Here is a 17370-nt window from a genome sequence, read left to right on the forward strand (position 1 = left end):
ACGTCCCCAGCGACTCCTAACAAGTTAATAATTCAGGAGGTCACAATGCATACTTTTTTAACGATTGATGAAAACAACTTGCTTGATACTTTTTCTTTATTTACTCAATTGAGAACAGATTTGAGTCAGCAAGAGTATAAAGATTTATTTAAAGTCATGAAATCTGAAGGATATCAAATGATTGGACTTGTAGATAAAGGTGATATCAAAGTGTTGGCTGGATACGCAATAAGAACAAATTTTTATAATAAGAGACACTTGTATCTATATGATTTAGTTGCAGCAACTGAAGACAGATCAAAAGGGTATGGAAATAAAATGATGCAATATCTTGAGCAAATTGCATCTGTGAACGATTGCAAGTTTGTTGCATTAGAATCAGGTCTTATGCGAGTAGATGCTCATCGCTTTTATGAAGATAAAAATAATTATGAAAGGTTTTGCTATTCATTTAGAAAATCAATTTTGTAAATGTTACATCAATAAAGATAAATGATCTTTTTTCCGAGYGTTATATGTGTTGTTCAACAACTGACTGCTGAAACGCTCACYCAACATTTTTATTACCCTAATGTCTATTAATTTAAGATCAGTTTGGTATTCTGCGGTTTAATCAATATTATTATCSAAGACTTTCATATCTTATGATAAGACTAACGAGCCCTTGGCGATTCCAGTAGGAGTTACCAAGGGCTCTGTGTAGTATTGGCAACCCTACAATATCCCTTACGGGTATTCCCCCACTCATATGCTTTCCATTTTGGAACATTGAGTGCAACGTAAGCGTCAAACTAACAACACATATATCTTTTGATCAACTTGTGGTAGGGTACAAAAAAACCGCACTCTCTTTAAGGTGCGGTTCATGGGTTCAATTTATTTATTACCTCACACGACACGTGTCAGGTAAGTGCTTTGACCAGAGTAGTAACGAATCAAGCGCCTCAGGTTGATCGAGATCACTGTTCGGTAACATCTCAAATAAACAAGTTAAATACTGATACGGATTTAAGTCGTTTTCTTTCGCGGACACGATAATGCTATAAATGGTCGCACTTGCGTTGACTCCTTTTACAGAGCTTGAAAACAAACAGTTTTTTCATCCAATGACAAAGGGTTTTATCGTGCGTTTCAAGAAACGGGGGCGTTTTATGAACAAGCAGCCCCTACTGTTAAAGTAAAGGGCAGCTTTATCTCTTTCTTTATAGAGGGAGTTTAATTGAGTAACTTTATTGCGAATTTATTGAAAGTTATGAAACCTTATGTGGATGTTGAGCGTATGTATTGGGAAAAGGAGGGAAATTACTTAAAGAAAGCGATGATTGTATTTAATAAAATTTTGATAGAAGGCGGATTGATATGGGGAGTGGCAGAGTTTTTTGGATGAGACGTAATGGAGATTCTATTTCTGGGTGAGACATGGATTTTCGGATTATTATGGATATTTGTCTATTACACCACTCATATACATAACCAAATGAATGTGGGCACAAAGGGTTGGACTGGACAAGATGAAGGTGGAATAAAACGATTCCAATTCCGTCTATCTCCTTTGATCCTAGAAATTACATTGTTTATAATACTGAGTTTCGGTATCACTGAGATCCATTATACTGAATATTTTATTTAAACGATAACAGAAGGTCCTTCCAATTCAAACGAAAATTTTTACTATTGTATCTCACTTAACTTTAATATTTGGATTAGTCGGTTGTTCATATCCAACTATTGATGATTCTGATGGAATTCAATCAGAAGAAAAAATAACTGCACCAGAACAAATAGAATCAAAAGAATCACATGATACACCTAAAGCAGATGGTAGGGTTATATCGTTCAACCAAATAGACGTAATTGGAATAGACCCTGATTTAATCGCATATCAGATGATGTATTGGAGTGAAGGTATTGAGACATCAGCCTATGTAACAATCCCTAAGAAAAAAGGCTATTACTCTTTAGCTGTATCATGTCACGGAGGATACGTAATTCCCTTAGATATAGAAAATGTACAAAGTATTTCTGGTGATAATCTGGATGCTGAAACTATGCTAAGTGATGCTAAAAGTGAAATAATTACTCTCAGTCCCTTATACAGAGGTTATGGAGATAGCAAGGGAACGGTCGATGGGCTGAGCGGTGCCACGATAGATACCAATAATGCCATTGATGCTTTGTATGCCCATTTTAAAGAAGCGAATATGGAGAGCGCAATTAGGTCTGGTTTTGTTAGTGTAGGCGGTACATCTTTGGGTGGCGGGGTAGCATTGAAGTTATCTCAAACAAGAAAAGATATTAACAATGTTGTAGCAATAAACCCGTATGTTGGACTGGACTTATTATACCCATGGGCAGAAGATAATCTTGATAATGATTGGAATAAGGGGTTTTTAGAAACATATCATCAGGAATTTGGAAAGTATGACCCAACATCTATCCAAACCAAGGAAGAATCTATCGAAATAAAAAGGTCTCTGATCCCAATTCTAATTGTGCAGGGACAAAAGGATGAAGTAATGAACTGGGAACTTACACAAAAATTTTATGAGAAATTAAAAAAAGAAAACCAGAATGAACATACCACTCTCGAATTCATACCAGATGGTGACCATGGTTTAACAAAACACCAAGCTGATTTATATGAAATAATGGAAAATTGGTATAAAGAAATTAGTGAGAGGTAACAGGTTGTTTAGGAAGGGTTACTGATATGCCATCTTCCGTTAACGGAGGCTTTATTTGAAGTCCAAAATTTCTCGGTCTCAAGTCTTCAATAATCGGGCGCAAATCTGTAATAAGATTACTGCTCTTTTGCCCTTTACTACAATTTTTGAATAAGAATATTGATCACATGAATAAATATTAAAATAATTGATAGTGTGTTATCCAATTAGCAGTTATATTGGAGGGGGTTTTTTATAATAATACTTTTAATCCTCATAACAGTATTTGTTTTGGGTCCAATTAATATTTTCATTCATGAGCTAGGTCATGCAACGGGTATCCTTCTAACTATGAAAGAGCGTGAGGCTAATTTATTTTTAGGAGCACCTAATAGCAGAAGTTGTCTTAAATTTAAGATAGGAAGAGTAAATTTTCATATTCGAATTGCTTCAGAAGGCTTTTGTTATAATTAAAAAAGAAGAAAGTGATGAGAGTGTGGAAAAAGTAACACCAATTAAAGAGATTATTATTATGGCAAGTGGACCTATATTCTCCTTTATGGCTGCATTTCTTGCATTAATACTGTCTTATTACATTGAAGGAAATTTTAAAAGATTAGTAGTTGCATTTGCCATTCTATCATTCGCTACATTTATTAATACAGCCATTCCTCACAGATATAAATCTCGAAACAAGTATCTAAATGGTATAAAAAGTGATGGATTAGTTATCAAGGAAATACTTAGGAAGAATAAAGAAAAATCCGTTTGATCAACAAGGGAGTATGGGGAATCAAGGGGACGGTTCTAGCGATTCTATTTTAAGAATATTGAAACTTTAGAAACAAGAGAACCGTCCAAACGACTCCCTTACAAAAGGAGAGTGAGGAAATGATAAAAGCATTCAATCTATTAACTTTAGTCTCAATTTTAATTTWACTTGTGAGTTGTTCTAATAAGAGCATCTCTGAGTATAATGGCGAGGATGAAGTCCTTTCTCAGGAGTCGGCGGAGTTTTTCAAAACGGTCAAAATCTACGAATTATTCCTTTATATGAAGAAGTATTAGAATATACAAAAGAAATGAAGGAAGAAGAGTCGATAAATAATAAACAAGTCTATATTGATAACGTGTTAAAACCGTTTCAATTTATAGCTTGGAATAATGATGTAAATATAGGAAATGGTTACTTTTCTTTCTTTTCTCCTACTAATAATATTAACAAATTGGAAGAGAATACAATCCAGTTGCTGAAAAACCAAGAATTAATAAATGACTTGATTAAAGAAGCTCTTTTAGAATCAACCGCGGTTCTTCCTGGGAATGATAAAACGTTTTTTGTTATGCCACTCTCTCCTGAAGATACTTTTCCGATTCAAGAAATGGAGGGAGTAACAGGTGCAGCATTTAGTGAGAATGCAGTGTTGGTTAAAATAGACCCTTCGTTTGTTGAAGAAGCTTTAAAATATTTGGTGGCTCACGAATACCATCATACTGTACGTATGGAGGAAGCAGGCGTTATGGGAGGGACTTTGTTAGATTCATTCATCACTGAAGGTCAGGCTGAAGTGTTTGCTAGAAGTGTTTATCCAGATAAAAATCCTCCTTGGGAACAAGAGCCCCTAACGGAAGAAACAAAGAACATAATTCTAGAGGAGTTAACGAAAAATATAGATTCGACTGATAGGGATATTTACATTGACTTTGTAAGTGGGAATCCTTCCAAAGCGATTCCAACATGGGCGAATTACAGATTGGGATATAGGATTGTTGAGAGTTATATAGAAAATCACCCTTCTGTTAAAGTTGAGCAATGGACTCAATTAGATGCTGAGGAGGTTCTAAAAGGAAGTAGTTTTTAATGCCAATAAGAAAGCGGTTGAAAGAAATTCATCGGATATACCCGACTGGAAGAATAAACAAAGAGAGATTTTTTTGAAAAGCATACATAATGAAAATTATAGTAGGTTACTGGAGATTGGAGCAGGGACAGGGAAAGATAGTCTTTATTTTAAAGAGCAAGGATTAACTACATTCAGTACCGATATATCATCTGAAATGATTAAGCTGTGCAGAGATAAGGGTTTAAATGCTGCTGTTATGAGCTTTTACAATCTTGATTTTCCTAATCACCACTTTGATTCCATTTGGAGTCTTAATTGCTTACTGCACGTTCCCAAAGAAGACATTAGAGGTGTCTTAAATGAAATAAAAAGGGTGTTTAAAACCATCTGGATTATTTTATTTAGGAGTTTATGGTGGTGAAAACTCTGAAGGGATTTGGGAAGATGACCCTTATACTCCTAAAAGAWTTTTTTCCTTTTATGATGATGCATCTCTAAAAGAATTATTATCAGAACTGTTTATAATAGAAAATTTTGAAGTGGTGCCAAAAGACATAGTTGGCGGAAAATTCCACTTCCAATCAGTTATATTGAGAAATAAATAGATAACTTTGTGAAGATATGCACTTTAATTAAAGGGGGGCAATAACAGAAGATAATCTAATTGATCCGACGATTGCCCTTATTCCATTAAAGGGCAGCATTAATTGAATAATGGGCTGTGTGGAACTTTATGCTTTTTTGTTCGTAAAGGTATTAAAGGGGGAATTTTATTTATGAAAAAACTGCTAATTATTGTGCTTTTAACTTTATCAATGGTAGCTTGTTCTAACAAAGCTAACTATGAGTTACCTGTGGATGAATATCCGCAAACCATTTTTGACCAAATAAGTGAATTGCCTGAGGAAATTCAAGAAAAAATAATTGTTCCTACCGAGTTTCCATTCAAAATAGAGGAACCAAGCTATCGTAAAGAAGAAACCTCAGATGGAAGGGTACTTGTTACAGCCCTACATTTTATATCTGTCGCTGAAGAAAAAAATGATAAAATTGTCGTGCATTTCACAACATCCTATTTAGAAGGGCTTGATCCGTATGATGAGAATGCGGTAGAAACGCTTAAATTAGATAATGGCATCGAAGCAAATATAAGGAAAGATAATAAACAGGATAAAACAATTATTTGGACAAATGACAATGAGGCATTTCATACGCTGTCTATATTATCACTAGGCGAAAAAATTTCATTAGAACAATTGAAAATTATAGCTAACTCAATGACTTCAATATCTTCTTCAGGTAATTAGTAACGGTCCTCCTTATAAAGGGACAGGATAGTGAATAAAGCAATAAGAGAAAAGATAATAAAATGATATATTTTTATATATGGGGAGATAAAATGACTTAGAAGAAAAAAGGAGACCAGATATGGTTCTGGAGAAGGTTATAAAGAAAATCAATATTCAGAGTGAGTACAAGACTTTTGTAGAGGAGTATTCAGCTAGCTTGCTTTCAGAGTTCAATGGGAAAATTCACAGTATTTATATGTGTGGCTCAATTCCTAAAGGTACTGCTCAGCCATTTAAGTCTGATGCAGATTTTACAATAGTATGCGAAAGACCAGAAGATATAGATTATGATAGAGTTTCATGTCTGAAGGACCAGATTTTGCAAAAATATCGATTAGTAACCAAGGTTGATACGGTTATTTGTTCACTGGATGATGTAAGAAGAAAGCCCACTGAATGGGGATTTTGGCTCAAAATAATCTGTGTTTGTATGCATGGTACTGATATTGGCGAAGAAGTACCGCCTATTCTTATTTCACCTGAGTTCATAATAGACTTGAATTCAGACACTCAAGAGGAGGTGGCTCGCGTTCGCGGTTTTCTAACTAATGCCAATGATGACTCATTGAAATCTAGATATACCAAAGGTTACTCAAAGAAATTAATTCGTGCATTATACTCTTTGGTTTTAGAAGATACAGGGGTTTGGCAAGATGATATTACTAATATGAAGAGTGCCATATCAGATTATTCCAATATTGATTCAGCTTTAGTTGACTATCTGTATGCGTGTTATTTAGATAGTAATGTAGATGTTGAAGAATTTCTGGGGATTGCAGAAGAAGTATATAGTTATATTGAGAAGGCTTTAACTGTATTGGCTGCTTCTAGAACTTCCAGTTCCAGAACCTACTTAAAGTAAAGAATCAAGGGGACGGTTCTAGGGATTCTATTTTAAGAATATTGAAACTTTAGAAACAAGAGAACCGTCCCCACGACTCAGGTCTTCTTACTCCTATAATTGATATTTTAACTTTGCCAATCTCAATATTTGTTATCATGCTAGGAATTTTAAAAATGCAGTCCATGATGGCCATTTGTAACAAGCTAATTAGAATTTTATTTACTTAGGTTAGCTTTCTTTTTCTCTTTATACCCAAAATTACCCTTACTTTCAACATCTACCCATACTTCAAATGTCTTAGCTATATAAAAACTCTTAGGAATATTGAGAATAATCGAGAAAACAAGAGTTATCTCTGTTTTTATAGAGGGAGTTATATTGATGAATACATGAAACCAATTTTAAAGGTTGTCCGTATATATCTAGCAACAGATAGAAACAACAAGAGGAGGAATAAAAATGAACTTATTATGGGGCGTATTGATGATTTTAGCAGGGTTATTTTTATTTAGTTTTTGGGACAGTTAAGAGTGATTTTATTATCTATCGTCTTTTGGTTGCCCGTTCAAAGATACTATGGGGAGATAAAGTTCACTTAATGCACCAAATAAGTGGTGGTATCATTATCGTCTTAGGGGTGTTGTGGACATTGGGGCTGATTTGGTCAAAATAAATAATTATTTGGAATCAAGGGGACGGTTCTAGCGATTTTATTTTAAGAATATTGAAACTTTAGAATCAAGAGAACCGTCCCCACGACTCCCAAAGGGGGGCTAAATATGGAGTTCCGTTTACCTAATACTATCAAAAGTTTTTATTGGATTTTATTTCCTTTCATTATGATCATCATGAGTATTCAAAATATCTTTAGAAATTGGGAACTACAATACAATGGTTTTAATGAATTTGAAGATATAGGGACATTCTTATTTGTACTTGGGATAAGTGCTTGTGAAAGTGCTTTAATAGTAATCTTTTTATGGTGGTTAGTGAGGTTTATTAAAAAAGTTTCCAATAATCTTATCTAAGACATAAGGCGCACTTCACGAAAAAGAAGAGTACCTTTCTTTATTTTGGAGATTGCCTTTTTGTAGGAGATTTGAAAGTATTGGTATTAAATAAAAGGGCTGATTGCGAGAATAAGGAATGTTAAGGGGACAGGGACCTTGTCTTCTACCTTGTCTTCTACCTTGTCTAATCTAACGAACCTAGGATTTGACTACCCCCTACCACTTAAATGCTAAAACGTAATTTAAAAAAACAAAAAAGCCTTGATCCGTACCTCATGGCATTTAACTAAGAATTAGTAGGGTTTTTTTGAGGTTCAAGTTCTTCAGCAGGACAAAGTCCCTGTCCCCTCGTCCGTCGTCAGATTGGTGTTTAGGAAGTTATAGTACAAAGGGAAATACTTTAACCCAATTTCCAAAAGAATTGAAAATTGGGCCTTAGTTATACTCTGTTTTTACTTCGTGTTAGAAATTTGGAATGTGTGTTCCTCAGAATAATACGCTGCTTTAGAAGGCCTGGTATTGACGATGAATAATAAAATCGTTACGAAACACATGATTAGGCTTCCTGCTACTACGACAAATCGAATGGATAGGAATTCCGCTAATAGACCAAAAATGATGGTCCCAATAATGATGAAAAAAGCTTCAATAAAACCATATATGCTACCTACTCGACCCATTACATTGGCTGGAACATTGTTTTGATAAAATGTGTCAAATCCTGTGTTCATAAATGCCATCGAAAATGATAGGACAAAAAAGCCAAGAGAGGCGGTAAAAAAATCGTCTGAAAAGCATAAATGATATACCCGATTGAAATCAAAATGGAACCTAGACCAATGAGCCAGGAAGTAGCAACTTTTTTAACAATTATTATGTTGACTAAAGCTCCAACGATAATGCCAACTCCTGCAATACTCACTAGTAAGCCATAATCTCCCTCCGTTAATGAGAGTACTTCTAGAGAGAATGCTGCTTCTAGTGAATCGATGGCAGTTGCTAAGACCATCACAGAACTAATTAGTACGTAAATAATCGAAATGTAGATGTGATTCCGACTATAGTCAATAACTAATTTCCAATCTGTTTTTAATACCCTTACGCTAATTTTTTCATTAGTACCTTCGATGAAGTCCTCTTTTTCAATATTGGGCAAGAATAGGGTGAATAGTGATGATACAAATAGAGCTAGTGCATTCATGTAAATAGCGAAATTTGGTGTGCCAATCATAAACAACATTCCTGCAATAGCAGGCCCGATAACAAATGCTCCAGAATCAATTAAGCTTCGAAGTGAATTAAATCGTTTTCGTTGATGATGAGGAATGAACTTTGTGATATAAGTCATCGATGTGGGTTCATACATGGAACTAGCTATACTTATGATGAATACAGTACAGTATATGATCCATAGTGAAGAGAGGGATGGCAGTATGCTAATAAATGTCCCTTGGAAAATAGCAAGGAACACCATAAGATGCCTTTTATTGATTCGGTCTATGATACTACCGGACCAAAAGTTAGTAAAAAGTGTTGATGATGCTCGAAGTATATATAGACCCGAGACAGCCATTACACCCATCCTATCCAGTACAATTAAGTTTAATGCGATAAAATACACCCATTCACCTATGTTTGTAATTCCTATACTGGACAATAAAATGGAAGGGTATTTCCACGAAGACATAACCTCTTTTGAACGCATATTCTTATTCTCTCCTTTATGAATCTAAAATTTGAAAATAAAAAAACTCACCCCCAAGAACTGAATCTTGAGGACGAGTTATAGCGTTCCGCGGTGCCACCCCAGTTTGGTAATAGGTTACCCTATTACCCTCGTTAGGTACGGTATGAAATTCATACATATACCTTAGCTCTATAACAGGAGCTCCTGTCACACTATCACCTACATGGATCCAATGCGCTGCTCAGAGGCTTGCTTCCAACCATTCATTCTTACTCCTTTTCACCAACCGGAGCTCTCTTTTAAGAATTGCCGATTATACTCTTCTCTTCAAAGCATTTATTTATTGTGGTTAATAATACCAAAAATTTAAAGAGAAAGTAAAGAACTTTTTTAGTATCAAATAAAAATGCTTTTATCTTGAATGGCTTGGTTAATTTACTCCATATACCCTTTCTGAAAAGTGAAAAGAGTGTAAACAATTAATAGGTGTAATGGGGAGATGAGGGTTGATATGTACCTATAAAACAATTGAATATTCCGGATAAATGAAACTTTTACATTCTGAGAAACGTATATAACATAAAAAAAGAAGAGTTGGAAAAATCCAGCGATTTGAAAGGAATGTGAGCAAAAAGAAAGACGTTCTTGTAATCATATGGCAGCTTTGTAAAATTGAAATACCTTTATTAGGCATAACATGAAGTTATTCATGATTACACGTAAGGTGGGAATTAGTGGGTATTGATTAGGATTGGTAACCCGTATGCAAAATAGAAGTAAGGGTAAATATTGGGTGTTTTTATTAATGTTTCTATATACTTTATTTTATGGAGTGGGGGCTACATGCTAATAGTTCAAATTGGTGCAGTAGTGCTAACATTATTAATAAGCTATATAGTAGTGAAGAAAGAATACAAGAAACTAACAAGTGAAGAAAAAAATCTAGTAAAAGAAGATTTAAAGAATCCTAGTAAGGTGTTATTTCATCTGTTAGGTGAAATTGGATACGTTCTGTTATTTGTAGGAATTATACTTTCTCTTCAAACTGTACAATTTATTGCCTGTTTATTGATGGGATTAGGTTGGATTATTGATGGTGCTGAAATTTGGGAAACAGATCATCGAATTGGGTTAGTTTAATACTACTAGGTTCCACAATAATACTCATCCCTTCATTGTTAGCCGTAAAATTCTTTTTGTATTAACTATTCATCATTGAGAGGTTTATAATAGAATGATTTGGAATTAAAAGTGTGGTTCATGAGATTGTGCATGACAGACAATGGATATACGATTTGGAAATGGTAAACCTTGCGGCTGTAACAAAATGCTGGAATTAGCTGAAGATTTATTATGGAGGTAGCGTATTTATTCTTCTTGGACTGATTGCACACTTCCAGTTAGAAATACAATGCAATTAAGGGGTGAATCTGATATGAAAAAAAGGAATGCATCCATTTTTTCAGCAGTTTTCTTTATTATATCTGTTTTTCCAATTGTTGTTGGTTTAACAGAATGGGGGAATCCATTATATGTAGCAGTATTAAATATAAGTATCTTTTTTCCTTTAATGATAAGTATTGTCGGTTTTATATTCGCTTTTATCGGTATTGGAGGTAAGGTGAAAATTAGTCTAGTAGTGCTTAATGCAATAGGTAGTATACTATCTTCTTTTTTAATTCTTTATCGCTTTCTTTGGTTACCTACAACCTTAGAAACTACAATCTATCTTAAGAGGAAAAGTCTACTGTTAAAGAAGAATTAACTGTAAAAACTGTATATAAATATAGACACTATTAAAGTTCAAGAGTCTTGTTTAGGCATTTATACAGTAATAGAATAGTTCCCTCTATGACAAGAGCTAAGGTGATTTCACTAAGCTCTTTTTTTGTTAGAGAAAAAAGTATAAGTCTGAAGAAGTAGTTATAAATACTCCAGTATTAGGGAAGATGTTTACAATGTTTGCTTGTAATCTTAATGTTTTTCAAAATAAAATAGCTAAGCTTAATAAATAAATTACCAATAGACGTCAGACATCTATCCAATAATCTTTTAATATGCTATACTATTAAAAACGCTTTCATTTGAAAAGTAGTCGAGTATAAAATTGGAAAGGGTGATCTAATCTAACCAAAAAAAGAAAATGTAACCCTATTCATACTGTTGTAAGCGCTTTTTAACACCATCAGAACTTTAAGAATATTCTTGTTTTCAAGTTTTTTCGACAAAATGCTTAGATTCTATTTATTTATAAAATGAAAAGTGTTATAGTATTTTCGATTAGTAGGAAAGAATCATGTTAGTGGTAAAAGTTCATATGGTGGTGGTTTATTTTGACAATACGCTCAGACAACAGGCATTTATACTTACAAGTCATTGATCGATTAAAGAAGGATATTGAAACTGGAGTATACAAAGAGAAATCCAAGTTACCTTCTGAGTTCGAACTTTCTAAGCAGTTAGGTGTTTCAAGAGCAACACTAAGAGAGGCTCTTAGAATACTAGAGGAAGAGAATGTCATTGTAAGGCGTCACGGGGTTGGTACATTTGTCAATGTAAAGCCACTATTCACATCAGGTATTGAGCAACTAAATAGTGTTTCTAATATGATCCGACAAGCAGGAATGGAGCCTGGTACAATCTTCCTAAATTCATCTACTGCTACAGCTTCTGAAGAAGATATCAATAAATTCAGTATTGAAGAAGATGAAAAGGTTTTAATGATTGAGCGGGTAAGAACGGCTAACGGTGAACCAGTCGTATATTGTGTTGATAAGATTCCAATGGATTGTGCTCCAGCAAATCTATCTCACGCAGACGGTTCCATTTTCAACTTAATAGAAAATGAAGGAAAGCATTCCATTTCATATGCAGTCGCTCATATTGAACCTTTTGGTTATCATGAAAAAATTTCACCCATTCTTGAATGTGAACCTGAAACGGCACTGCTGATCCTTAAGCAGATGCACTACGATGAATATGACCGCCCAATTCTCTATTCTGTTAACTATTTTAGAGCAGATAAATTTAGTTTTCATGTGCTAAGAAAACGCGTGTACTAAAGTGATTTGCTTCACTACTAATTCTACAAAAAACCAATTTTATCAGGGGGTTAAGTTTTATGAAAAGCGTAAGTTTGGATTAGCTTTATCTCTAGTACTAGCAGCAGGAACACTTTTAGGTGCTTGTGGTTCTAGTGAGACAAATGAAGGGTCTACTGGTTCAACAGATTCAACTGAAGAAAAGTTCAAAGTAGCAATGGTAACAGATGTAGGTGGGGTGGATGATAAGTCCTTCAACCAATCTGCATGGGAAGGAATTAAAGCCTATGGTGCTGATAATGGATTAGAAGAAGGGAATGAAGGTTACTCTTACTTACAATCTCAATCAGATGCTGACTATGAAACAAACTTAAATACTCTTGCTCGCCAAGATTTCAATTTAGTTTATGGTATTGGATTCCTTATGATGGATGCAGTGAACAACGTTGCTAGCCAGCAAACTGAAACTCAGTTTGGAATTGTTGACGCCGTTGTAGAACAACCAAACGTTGCAAGTATTACATTTAAAGAAAATGAAGCAGGTTACTTAGCGGGTGTTGCAGCTGGTCTTGCTAACAAAAACAAATAAAGTTGGTTTTATTGGTGGAATGGAAATTGAAGTAATCGATCGCTTTGAAGCTGGTTTTATCGCTGGTGTAAAAGCTGTAAATCCTGACGCAGAAGTTGATTCTCAATATGCAGGTGCATTTGATAAAGCAGAATTAGGTCAAACCATTGCTGCTTCTATGTACTCTTCTAATGTAGATGTTATCTTCCACGCTGCTGGTGCTACAGGTAACGGGCTATTCAAAGAAGCTCGTGACTTAAAAGCAAAAGATCCTAGCCGTTACATCTGGGCAATTGGTGTTGATGCTGACCAAACTGCTGAAGGTTTACTAGAAATTGATGGAGAAGAGAAAAACATTATTTTAACTTCTGCATTAAAACGCGTTGACGTTGCTGTTAAAGACTTAGCTGAACAAGCTAAAGCTGGTACATTCCCTGGTGGAGAAGTAATTAACTATGGATTAGCTGAAGATGGTGTAGGTCTAGCTCCAGTAAATCCAGATGTTGAAAACGTAGATGATATCAACTCAAAGGTTGAAGAATATAAAGAGCAAATTAAAAATGGTGAAATTGAAGTTCCTGCTTCTGTAAGCGAACTTTAAGATTATAGAAGGAATAAGAAGGTTTAGCTTCTTATTCCTTTCTTACAAAAAAGAGAGACTTCCCTAGATTTTACAAAAATCTTAACTGAAGAATAGAAGAAATCTTCTGTTTTTCATTGAAGGTTTTTGTGGTGAGATCTTAATTTTTTTACCCTTTAAGGTCTGACTTCATACTTTTAAACGTAATAATCCTTGAATGATTGGATGAGGAGTGATAGATGTATGGAATATGTTATTGAAATGCTTAATATTCGGAAAGAGTTCCCTGGAATCGTTGCCAATAATAACATCACACTTCAAGTGGAAAAGGGTGAGATTCATGCATTATTGGGTGAAAATGGTGCAGGTAAGTCTACTCTAATGAACGTGTTATTTGGTTTGTATCAGCCTGAAAAAGGAGAGATTCGCGTTAAGGGGGAAAAGGTGAATATTACAAACCCTAATATTGCGAATGACCTTGGTATAGGAATGGTTCATCAGCACTTTATGCTTGTGGATACTTTCACTGTAACCGAAAACATTATTTTAGGTAGTGAACCTAAAAAAATGGGAACCGTTGATATTAAAAGTGCAGAAAAAGAGGTACAAGAGATTTCTGAACGATACGGGTTAAAAGTTGATCCTACGGCAAAAATTTCAGATATATCTGTTGGAATGCAGCAACGTGTGGAAATATTGAAAACATTGTATCGTGGTGCAGAGATCTTAATTTTTGATGAGCCAACCGCTGTATTAACACCTCAGGAAATTATTGAGCTAATTCAAATTATGAAAACGCTTATTAATGAAGGAAAATCCATTATCTTAATTACTCATAAATTAAAAGAGATTATGGAAGTGTGTGACCGAGTAACAGTGATCCGTAAAGGAGAAGGAATTGGTACGGTGAATGTTTCAGAAACAAATCCGAACGAGCTTGCTAGTTTAATGGTGGGACGTGAAGTTTCCTTCACAACGGAAAAAACAGCAGCTAGTCCAAAAGAACCCGTGTTAGAAATTAAAGAGTTAAATGTTTTAGATTCACGTGGCATTAAATCTGTAAAAGGACTTAATCTAGAGGTCCGTGCAGGTGAAATTGTCGGGATTGCTGGTGTAGACGGGAATGGACAAACTGAGTTAATTGAAGCCATTACGGGGCTAATGAAATCTGATTCTGGACAGATCATGATAAATGGAAAAGAAATTCAAAATCAAAAACCTCGACAAATCACTCGAGCAGGAGTAGGTCATATTCCTCAAGATCGTCATAAGCATGGACTTGTTCTTGATTTTCCTATAGGAGAAAACATGGTTCTTCAAACGTATAATCAAGAACCAAATTCGAAAGCTGGTATCTTAAACTATAAAATATTTATTCCTATGCAAAGAAAATCATTCAAGAATTTGATGTCAGAACACCTAGCGAATACACGCTAGCTCGTGCGCTTTCAGGTGGTAATCAGCAAAAAGCCATTATTGGGCGTGAGGTTGATAGAAACCCAGACCTTCTGATTGCTGCACAGCCTACAAGAGGATTAGATGTAGGGGCTATTGAATTCATTCATAGTCGACTAATTGAACAACGTGATCAAGGAAAAGCCGTTTTATTAGTGTCATTTGAATTAGATGAAATTATGAATGTTAGTGATCGAATTGCCGTTATCTATGAAGGTGAGATTGTTGCCGTCGTTAATCCAAAAGAAACAACAGAGCAAGAACTTGGGTTATTAATGGCTGGTCAATCGAAGAAAGCAGGTGAATCATCTCATGTCTAATCGTTTAACAAATAGCCTAATTCCTGTGATTGCAACCATTTTAGGTATTTTAGTAGGAACCATCATTATGTTAGTAACAGGCTATAACCCTATTATTGCTTTATCTGCTTTATGGAGTGGAGCTTTTGGAGAGTCTTATTATATTGGTGAAACGATTCGTCAAGTTACACCTTTGATTCTAGCTGGGTTGTCCGTGGCCTTTGCATTTAGAACTGGACTATTTAATATTGGTGTGGAAGGACAATTAATCGTTGGGTGGCTTGCTGCTGTTTGGGTAGGGATTGCTTTTGACTTTCCAGCAATTATCCACGTTCCATTAGCGGTTATTGCTGCAGCACTTGCGGGAGCTTTATGGGGGTTCATTCCTGGGTTATTAAAGGCTAAATTTAAAGTTCATGAAGTTATTGTTACGATCATGATGAACTATATTGCTCTTCATGTAACGAATCATATTATTAGAAATGTTTTATCAGAACAAAGTGATCGTACAGAATCCGTTGCTGAAACAGCGACATTACGTTCTGACTTCTTGTCTGGTATAACAGATTTCTCAAGGCTTCACTGGGGAATTGTTATTGCTCTTATTGCTGTATTTTTAATGTGGTTTATTTTAGAAAAAACAACAAAAGGATATGAATTACGTTCTGTAGGATTTAACCAACACGCATCACAATATGCTGGGATGAATGTGGATCGCAATATTATTCTATCCATGGTGATTTCTGGTGCATTCGCTGGATTAGCAGGAGCAATGGAAGGGCTAGGAACTTTTGGTTACGCTGCTATTAAAGGTGGATTTACTGGAACAGGATTTGATGGAATCGCCGTGGCCTTATTAGGTGCAGGAGGTCCAATTGGTATCATATTAGCTGCATTATTATTTGGTAGTTTAAAACAAGGGGCATTAAATATGCCACTTCAGTCTGGGGTGCCAAATGAATTAGTTGATATTATTATTGCATTAATTATTTTCTTTGTTGCTTCAAGTTATTTAATTAGAATCTTTATCGATCGTCTTAGCAAAAAGGGGGTGAAGTAAGTGGGGTTAGTTGATACATTATCCATTATTATTTCTGCTACATTAATTTGGGCAGCACCACTTATTTTCACAGCTATTGGGGGAGCTTTCTCTGAGCGTTCAGGTGTTGTAAACATCGGACTAGAAGGGTTAATGGTTACTGGAGCATTTACAGGAATTGTATTTAACCTTACGTTTGCTGGAAGCTTGGGTGACGCTACACCGTGGATTGCGTTACTTGTTGCCATGATAGTAGGGGCGCTATTCTCCCTTCTTCACGCATTAGCTTCTATAACATTTAGAGCTGACCAAGTCGTTTCTGGGGTTGCCATTAACATGCTAGCTTTAGGGTTATCATTATTTTTAGTGAAGATTATTTATGGAAAAGGTCAAACAGATATTATTCGTGAAGGTTTCGGGAAAGTAGATATTCCTTTATTGAAGGATATTCCAGTCATCGGAGATATTTTCTTCAATAATATCTATCTGCCATCTTACTTAGCTATCATTGTGGCAATATTGGTTTGGTTTGTTATGTTTAAAACTCCATTTGGTCTTCGTCTTCGCTCAGTAGGGGAACATCCAATGGCTGCTGATACTATGGGAATTAATGTGACAAAGATGCGTTATATTGGTGTTACATTATCTGGTGCGTTAGCAGGTATAGGAGGAGCTGTTTATGCTCAAGCCATTTCTTCAGATTTTTCTCACGCGACGATAAATGGTCAAGGCTTTATGGCATTAGCTGCTTTAGTCTTTGGTAAGTGGCATCCACTTGGAGCAATGGGTGCAGCATTATTCTTCGGATTTGCTCAAAGCTTGAGTATTATTGGTGGTTCTTTACCTCTTTTTGAAAACATACCGAATGTTTACTTATTGATTGCTCCGTATGTATTAACCATTTTCGCTTTAGCCGGATTCATTGGGAAAGCGGATGCGCCTAAAGCATTAGGAACTACTTATATTAAAGGAAATCGTTAAATGCAATAAC

At 35.2% G+C, this 17370-nt stretch carries 16 protein-coding genes, 4 pseudogenes and 1 other annotated feature; of the genes and pseudogenes, 17 read left to right on the forward strand and 3 right to left on the reverse strand.

The features are described 5' to 3' along the window. On the forward strand, nt 1-471 hold a 471-nt coding region (locus M44_RS07780), incomplete at its 5' end, for a GNAT family N-acetyltransferase (RefSeq protein WP_237705237.1). Nucleotides 472-622: 151 nt separating this feature from the next. Here M44_RS07780 and M44_RS28030 read toward each other — a convergent pair. Beyond that, a pseudogene (locus M44_RS28030) lies at nt 623-776 on the reverse strand (group II intron reverse transcriptase/maturase); the annotation flags it as partial. A 107-nt stretch (nt 777-883) separates the two neighbouring features. Next, a complete protein-coding gene (locus M44_RS26075; protein WP_081447448.1) occupies nt 884-1090 on the reverse strand; it encodes a transposase domain-containing protein in 207 nt (68 codons plus the stop codon). A gap of 129 nt (nt 1091-1219) precedes the next feature. On the opposite strand from M44_RS26075, the gene M44_RS26875 reads away from it, so the two are divergent. The 9 genes from M44_RS26875 to M44_RS07830 all read left to right on the forward strand — a co-directional run bounded on the left by M44_RS26875 (nt 1220) and on the right by M44_RS07830 (nt 7728). After that, complete coding sequence (locus M44_RS26875) at nt 1220-1387, forward strand: hypothetical protein (RefSeq protein WP_010172545.1); 168 nt, start codon at nt 1220-1222, stop codon at nt 1385-1387. A 6-nt stretch (nt 1388-1393) separates the two neighbouring features. After that, on the forward strand, nt 1394-1630 hold the full coding sequence (locus M44_RS07790) for a hypothetical protein (RefSeq protein ID WP_010172546.1): 237 nt from the start codon (nt 1394-1396) through the stop codon (nt 1628-1630). A 256-nt stretch (nt 1631-1886) separates the two neighbouring features. Beyond that, nucleotides 1887-2684 carry an alpha/beta hydrolase family protein gene (locus M44_RS07795; protein ID WP_081447449.1) on the forward strand — a complete coding sequence of 266 codons (798 nt, stop codon included), beginning with the start codon at nt 1887-1889 and terminating at the stop codon, nt 2682-2684. 475 nt (nt 2685-3159) lie between these two features. Continuing rightward, entirely contained in the window at nt 3160-3435 is a 276-nt protein-coding gene (locus tag M44_RS07800; protein ID WP_155814925.1) for a hypothetical protein, read from the forward strand. Nucleotides 3436-3745: 310 nt separating this feature from the next. Next, on the forward strand, nt 3746-4525 hold the full coding sequence (locus M44_RS07810; RefSeq protein ID WP_010172550.1) for a DUF2268 domain-containing putative Zn-dependent protease: 780 nt from the start codon (nt 3746-3748) through the stop codon (nt 4523-4525). A 73-nt stretch (nt 4526-4598) separates the two neighbouring features. Continuing rightward, a complete protein-coding gene (locus M44_RS28035) occupies nt 4599-4928 on the forward strand; it encodes a class I SAM-dependent methyltransferase (RefSeq protein WP_010172551.1) in 330 nt (109 codons plus the stop codon). A gap of 355 nt (nt 4929-5283) precedes the next feature. Further along, a complete protein-coding gene (locus M44_RS07820; RefSeq protein ID WP_010172552.1) occupies nt 5284-5814 on the forward strand; it encodes a putative periplasmic lipoprotein in 531 nt (176 codons plus the stop codon). 121 nt (nt 5815-5935) lie between these two features. Then, complete coding sequence (locus tag M44_RS07825) at nt 5936-6718, forward strand: nucleotidyltransferase domain-containing protein (protein ID WP_010172553.1); 783 nt, start codon at nt 5936-5938, stop codon at nt 6716-6718. Between the two features lie 761 nt (nt 6719-7479). Continuing rightward, nucleotides 7480-7728, forward strand: coding sequence for a hypothetical protein (locus M44_RS07830; protein ID WP_010172554.1), 249 nt, complete (start codon nt 7480-7482; stop codon nt 7726-7728). Nucleotides 7729-8162: 434 nt separating this feature from the next. Here M44_RS07830 and M44_RS21445 read toward each other — a convergent pair. Then, nucleotides 8163-9415 (reverse strand): annotated as a pseudogene (locus M44_RS21445) (MFS transporter). A 66-nt stretch (nt 9416-9481) separates the two neighbouring features. Next, nucleotides 9482-9737 (reverse strand) — a binding site (T-box leader). A 503-nt stretch (nt 9738-10240) separates the two neighbouring features. On the opposite strand from M44_RS21445, the gene M44_RS07845 reads away from it, so the two are divergent. The 7 genes and pseudogenes from M44_RS07845 (at nt 10241) to M44_RS07875 (ending at nt 17360) form a co-directional block, all read left to right on the forward strand. After that, nucleotides 10241-10537: a hypothetical protein gene (locus M44_RS07845; protein WP_010172557.1), complete on the forward strand. Its 297-nt coding sequence runs from the start codon at nt 10241-10243 to the stop codon at nt 10535-10537. 295 nt (nt 10538-10832) lie between these two features. Next, nucleotides 10833-11162 carry a hypothetical protein gene (locus tag M44_RS07850; protein WP_010172558.1) on the forward strand — a complete coding sequence of 110 codons (330 nt, stop codon included), beginning with the start codon at nt 10833-10835 and terminating at the stop codon, nt 11160-11162. Nucleotides 11163-11730: 568 nt separating this feature from the next. Next, nucleotides 11731-12459, forward strand: coding sequence for a GntR family transcriptional regulator (locus M44_RS07855; RefSeq protein ID WP_010172559.1), 729 nt, complete (start codon nt 11731-11733; stop codon nt 12457-12459). 4 nt (nt 12460-12463) lie between these two features. Continuing rightward, a pseudogene (locus M44_RS21450) lies at nt 12464-13607 on the forward strand (BMP family lipoprotein). A gap of 222 nt (nt 13608-13829) precedes the next feature. Continuing rightward, a pseudogene (locus tag M44_RS21455) lies at nt 13830-15361 on the forward strand (ABC transporter ATP-binding protein). Next, nucleotides 15354-16400 carry an ABC transporter permease gene (locus M44_RS07870; RefSeq protein WP_010172562.1) on the forward strand — a complete coding sequence of 349 codons (1047 nt, stop codon included), beginning with the start codon at nt 15354-15356 and terminating at the stop codon, nt 16398-16400. The pseudogene M44_RS21455 and the gene M44_RS07870 overlap by 8 nt, the downstream one beginning before the upstream one ends. After that, nucleotides 16401-17360, forward strand: a complete 960-nt coding sequence (locus M44_RS07875) for an ABC transporter permease (protein WP_010172563.1) — start codon at nt 16401-16403, stop codon at nt 17358-17360. It begins immediately after the preceding gene. Nucleotides 17361-17370 lie beyond the last annotated feature (10 nt).

It is taken from the genome of Bacillus coahuilensis m4-4 (assembly GCF_000171615.1).
GTDB lineage: Bacteria > Bacillota > Bacilli > Bacillales > Bacillaceae_K > Bacillus_T > Bacillus_T coahuilensis.

Excerpts from the sequence above, each read along its gene's own strand:
- M44_RS07825 (WP_010172553.1), top strand. The coding sequence starts at position 5,936 with ATGGTTCTGGAGAAGGTTATAAAGAAAATCAATATTCAGAGTGAGTAC.
- M44_RS07820 (WP_010172552.1), top strand. The coding sequence starts at position 5,284 with ATGAAAAAACTGCTAATTATTGTGCTTTTAACTTTATCAATGGTAGCT.
- M44_RS07845 (WP_010172557.1), top strand. The coding sequence starts at position 10,241 with ATGCTAATAGTTCAAATTGGTGCAGTAGTGCTAACATTATTAATAAGC.
- M44_RS07830 (WP_010172554.1), top strand. The coding sequence starts at position 7,480 with ATGGAGTTCCGTTTACCTAATACTATCAAAAGTTTTTATTGGATTTTA.
- M44_RS07850 (WP_010172558.1), top strand. The coding sequence starts at position 10,833 with ATGAAAAAAAGGAATGCATCCATTTTTTCAGCAGTTTTCTTTATTATA.
- M44_RS07810 (WP_010172550.1), top strand. The coding sequence starts at position 3,746 with ATGAAGGAAGAAGAGTCGATAAATAATAAACAAGTCTATATTGATAAC.
- M44_RS07870 (WP_010172562.1), top strand. The coding sequence starts at position 15,354 with ATGTCTAATCGTTTAACAAATAGCCTAATTCCTGTGATTGCAACCATT.
- M44_RS07795 (WP_081447449.1), top strand. The coding sequence starts at position 1,887 with ATGATGTATTGGAGTGAAGGTATTGAGACATCAGCCTATGTAACAATC.
- M44_RS07790 (WP_010172546.1), top strand. The coding sequence starts at position 1,394 with ATGGAGATTCTATTTCTGGGTGAGACATGGATTTTCGGATTATTATGG.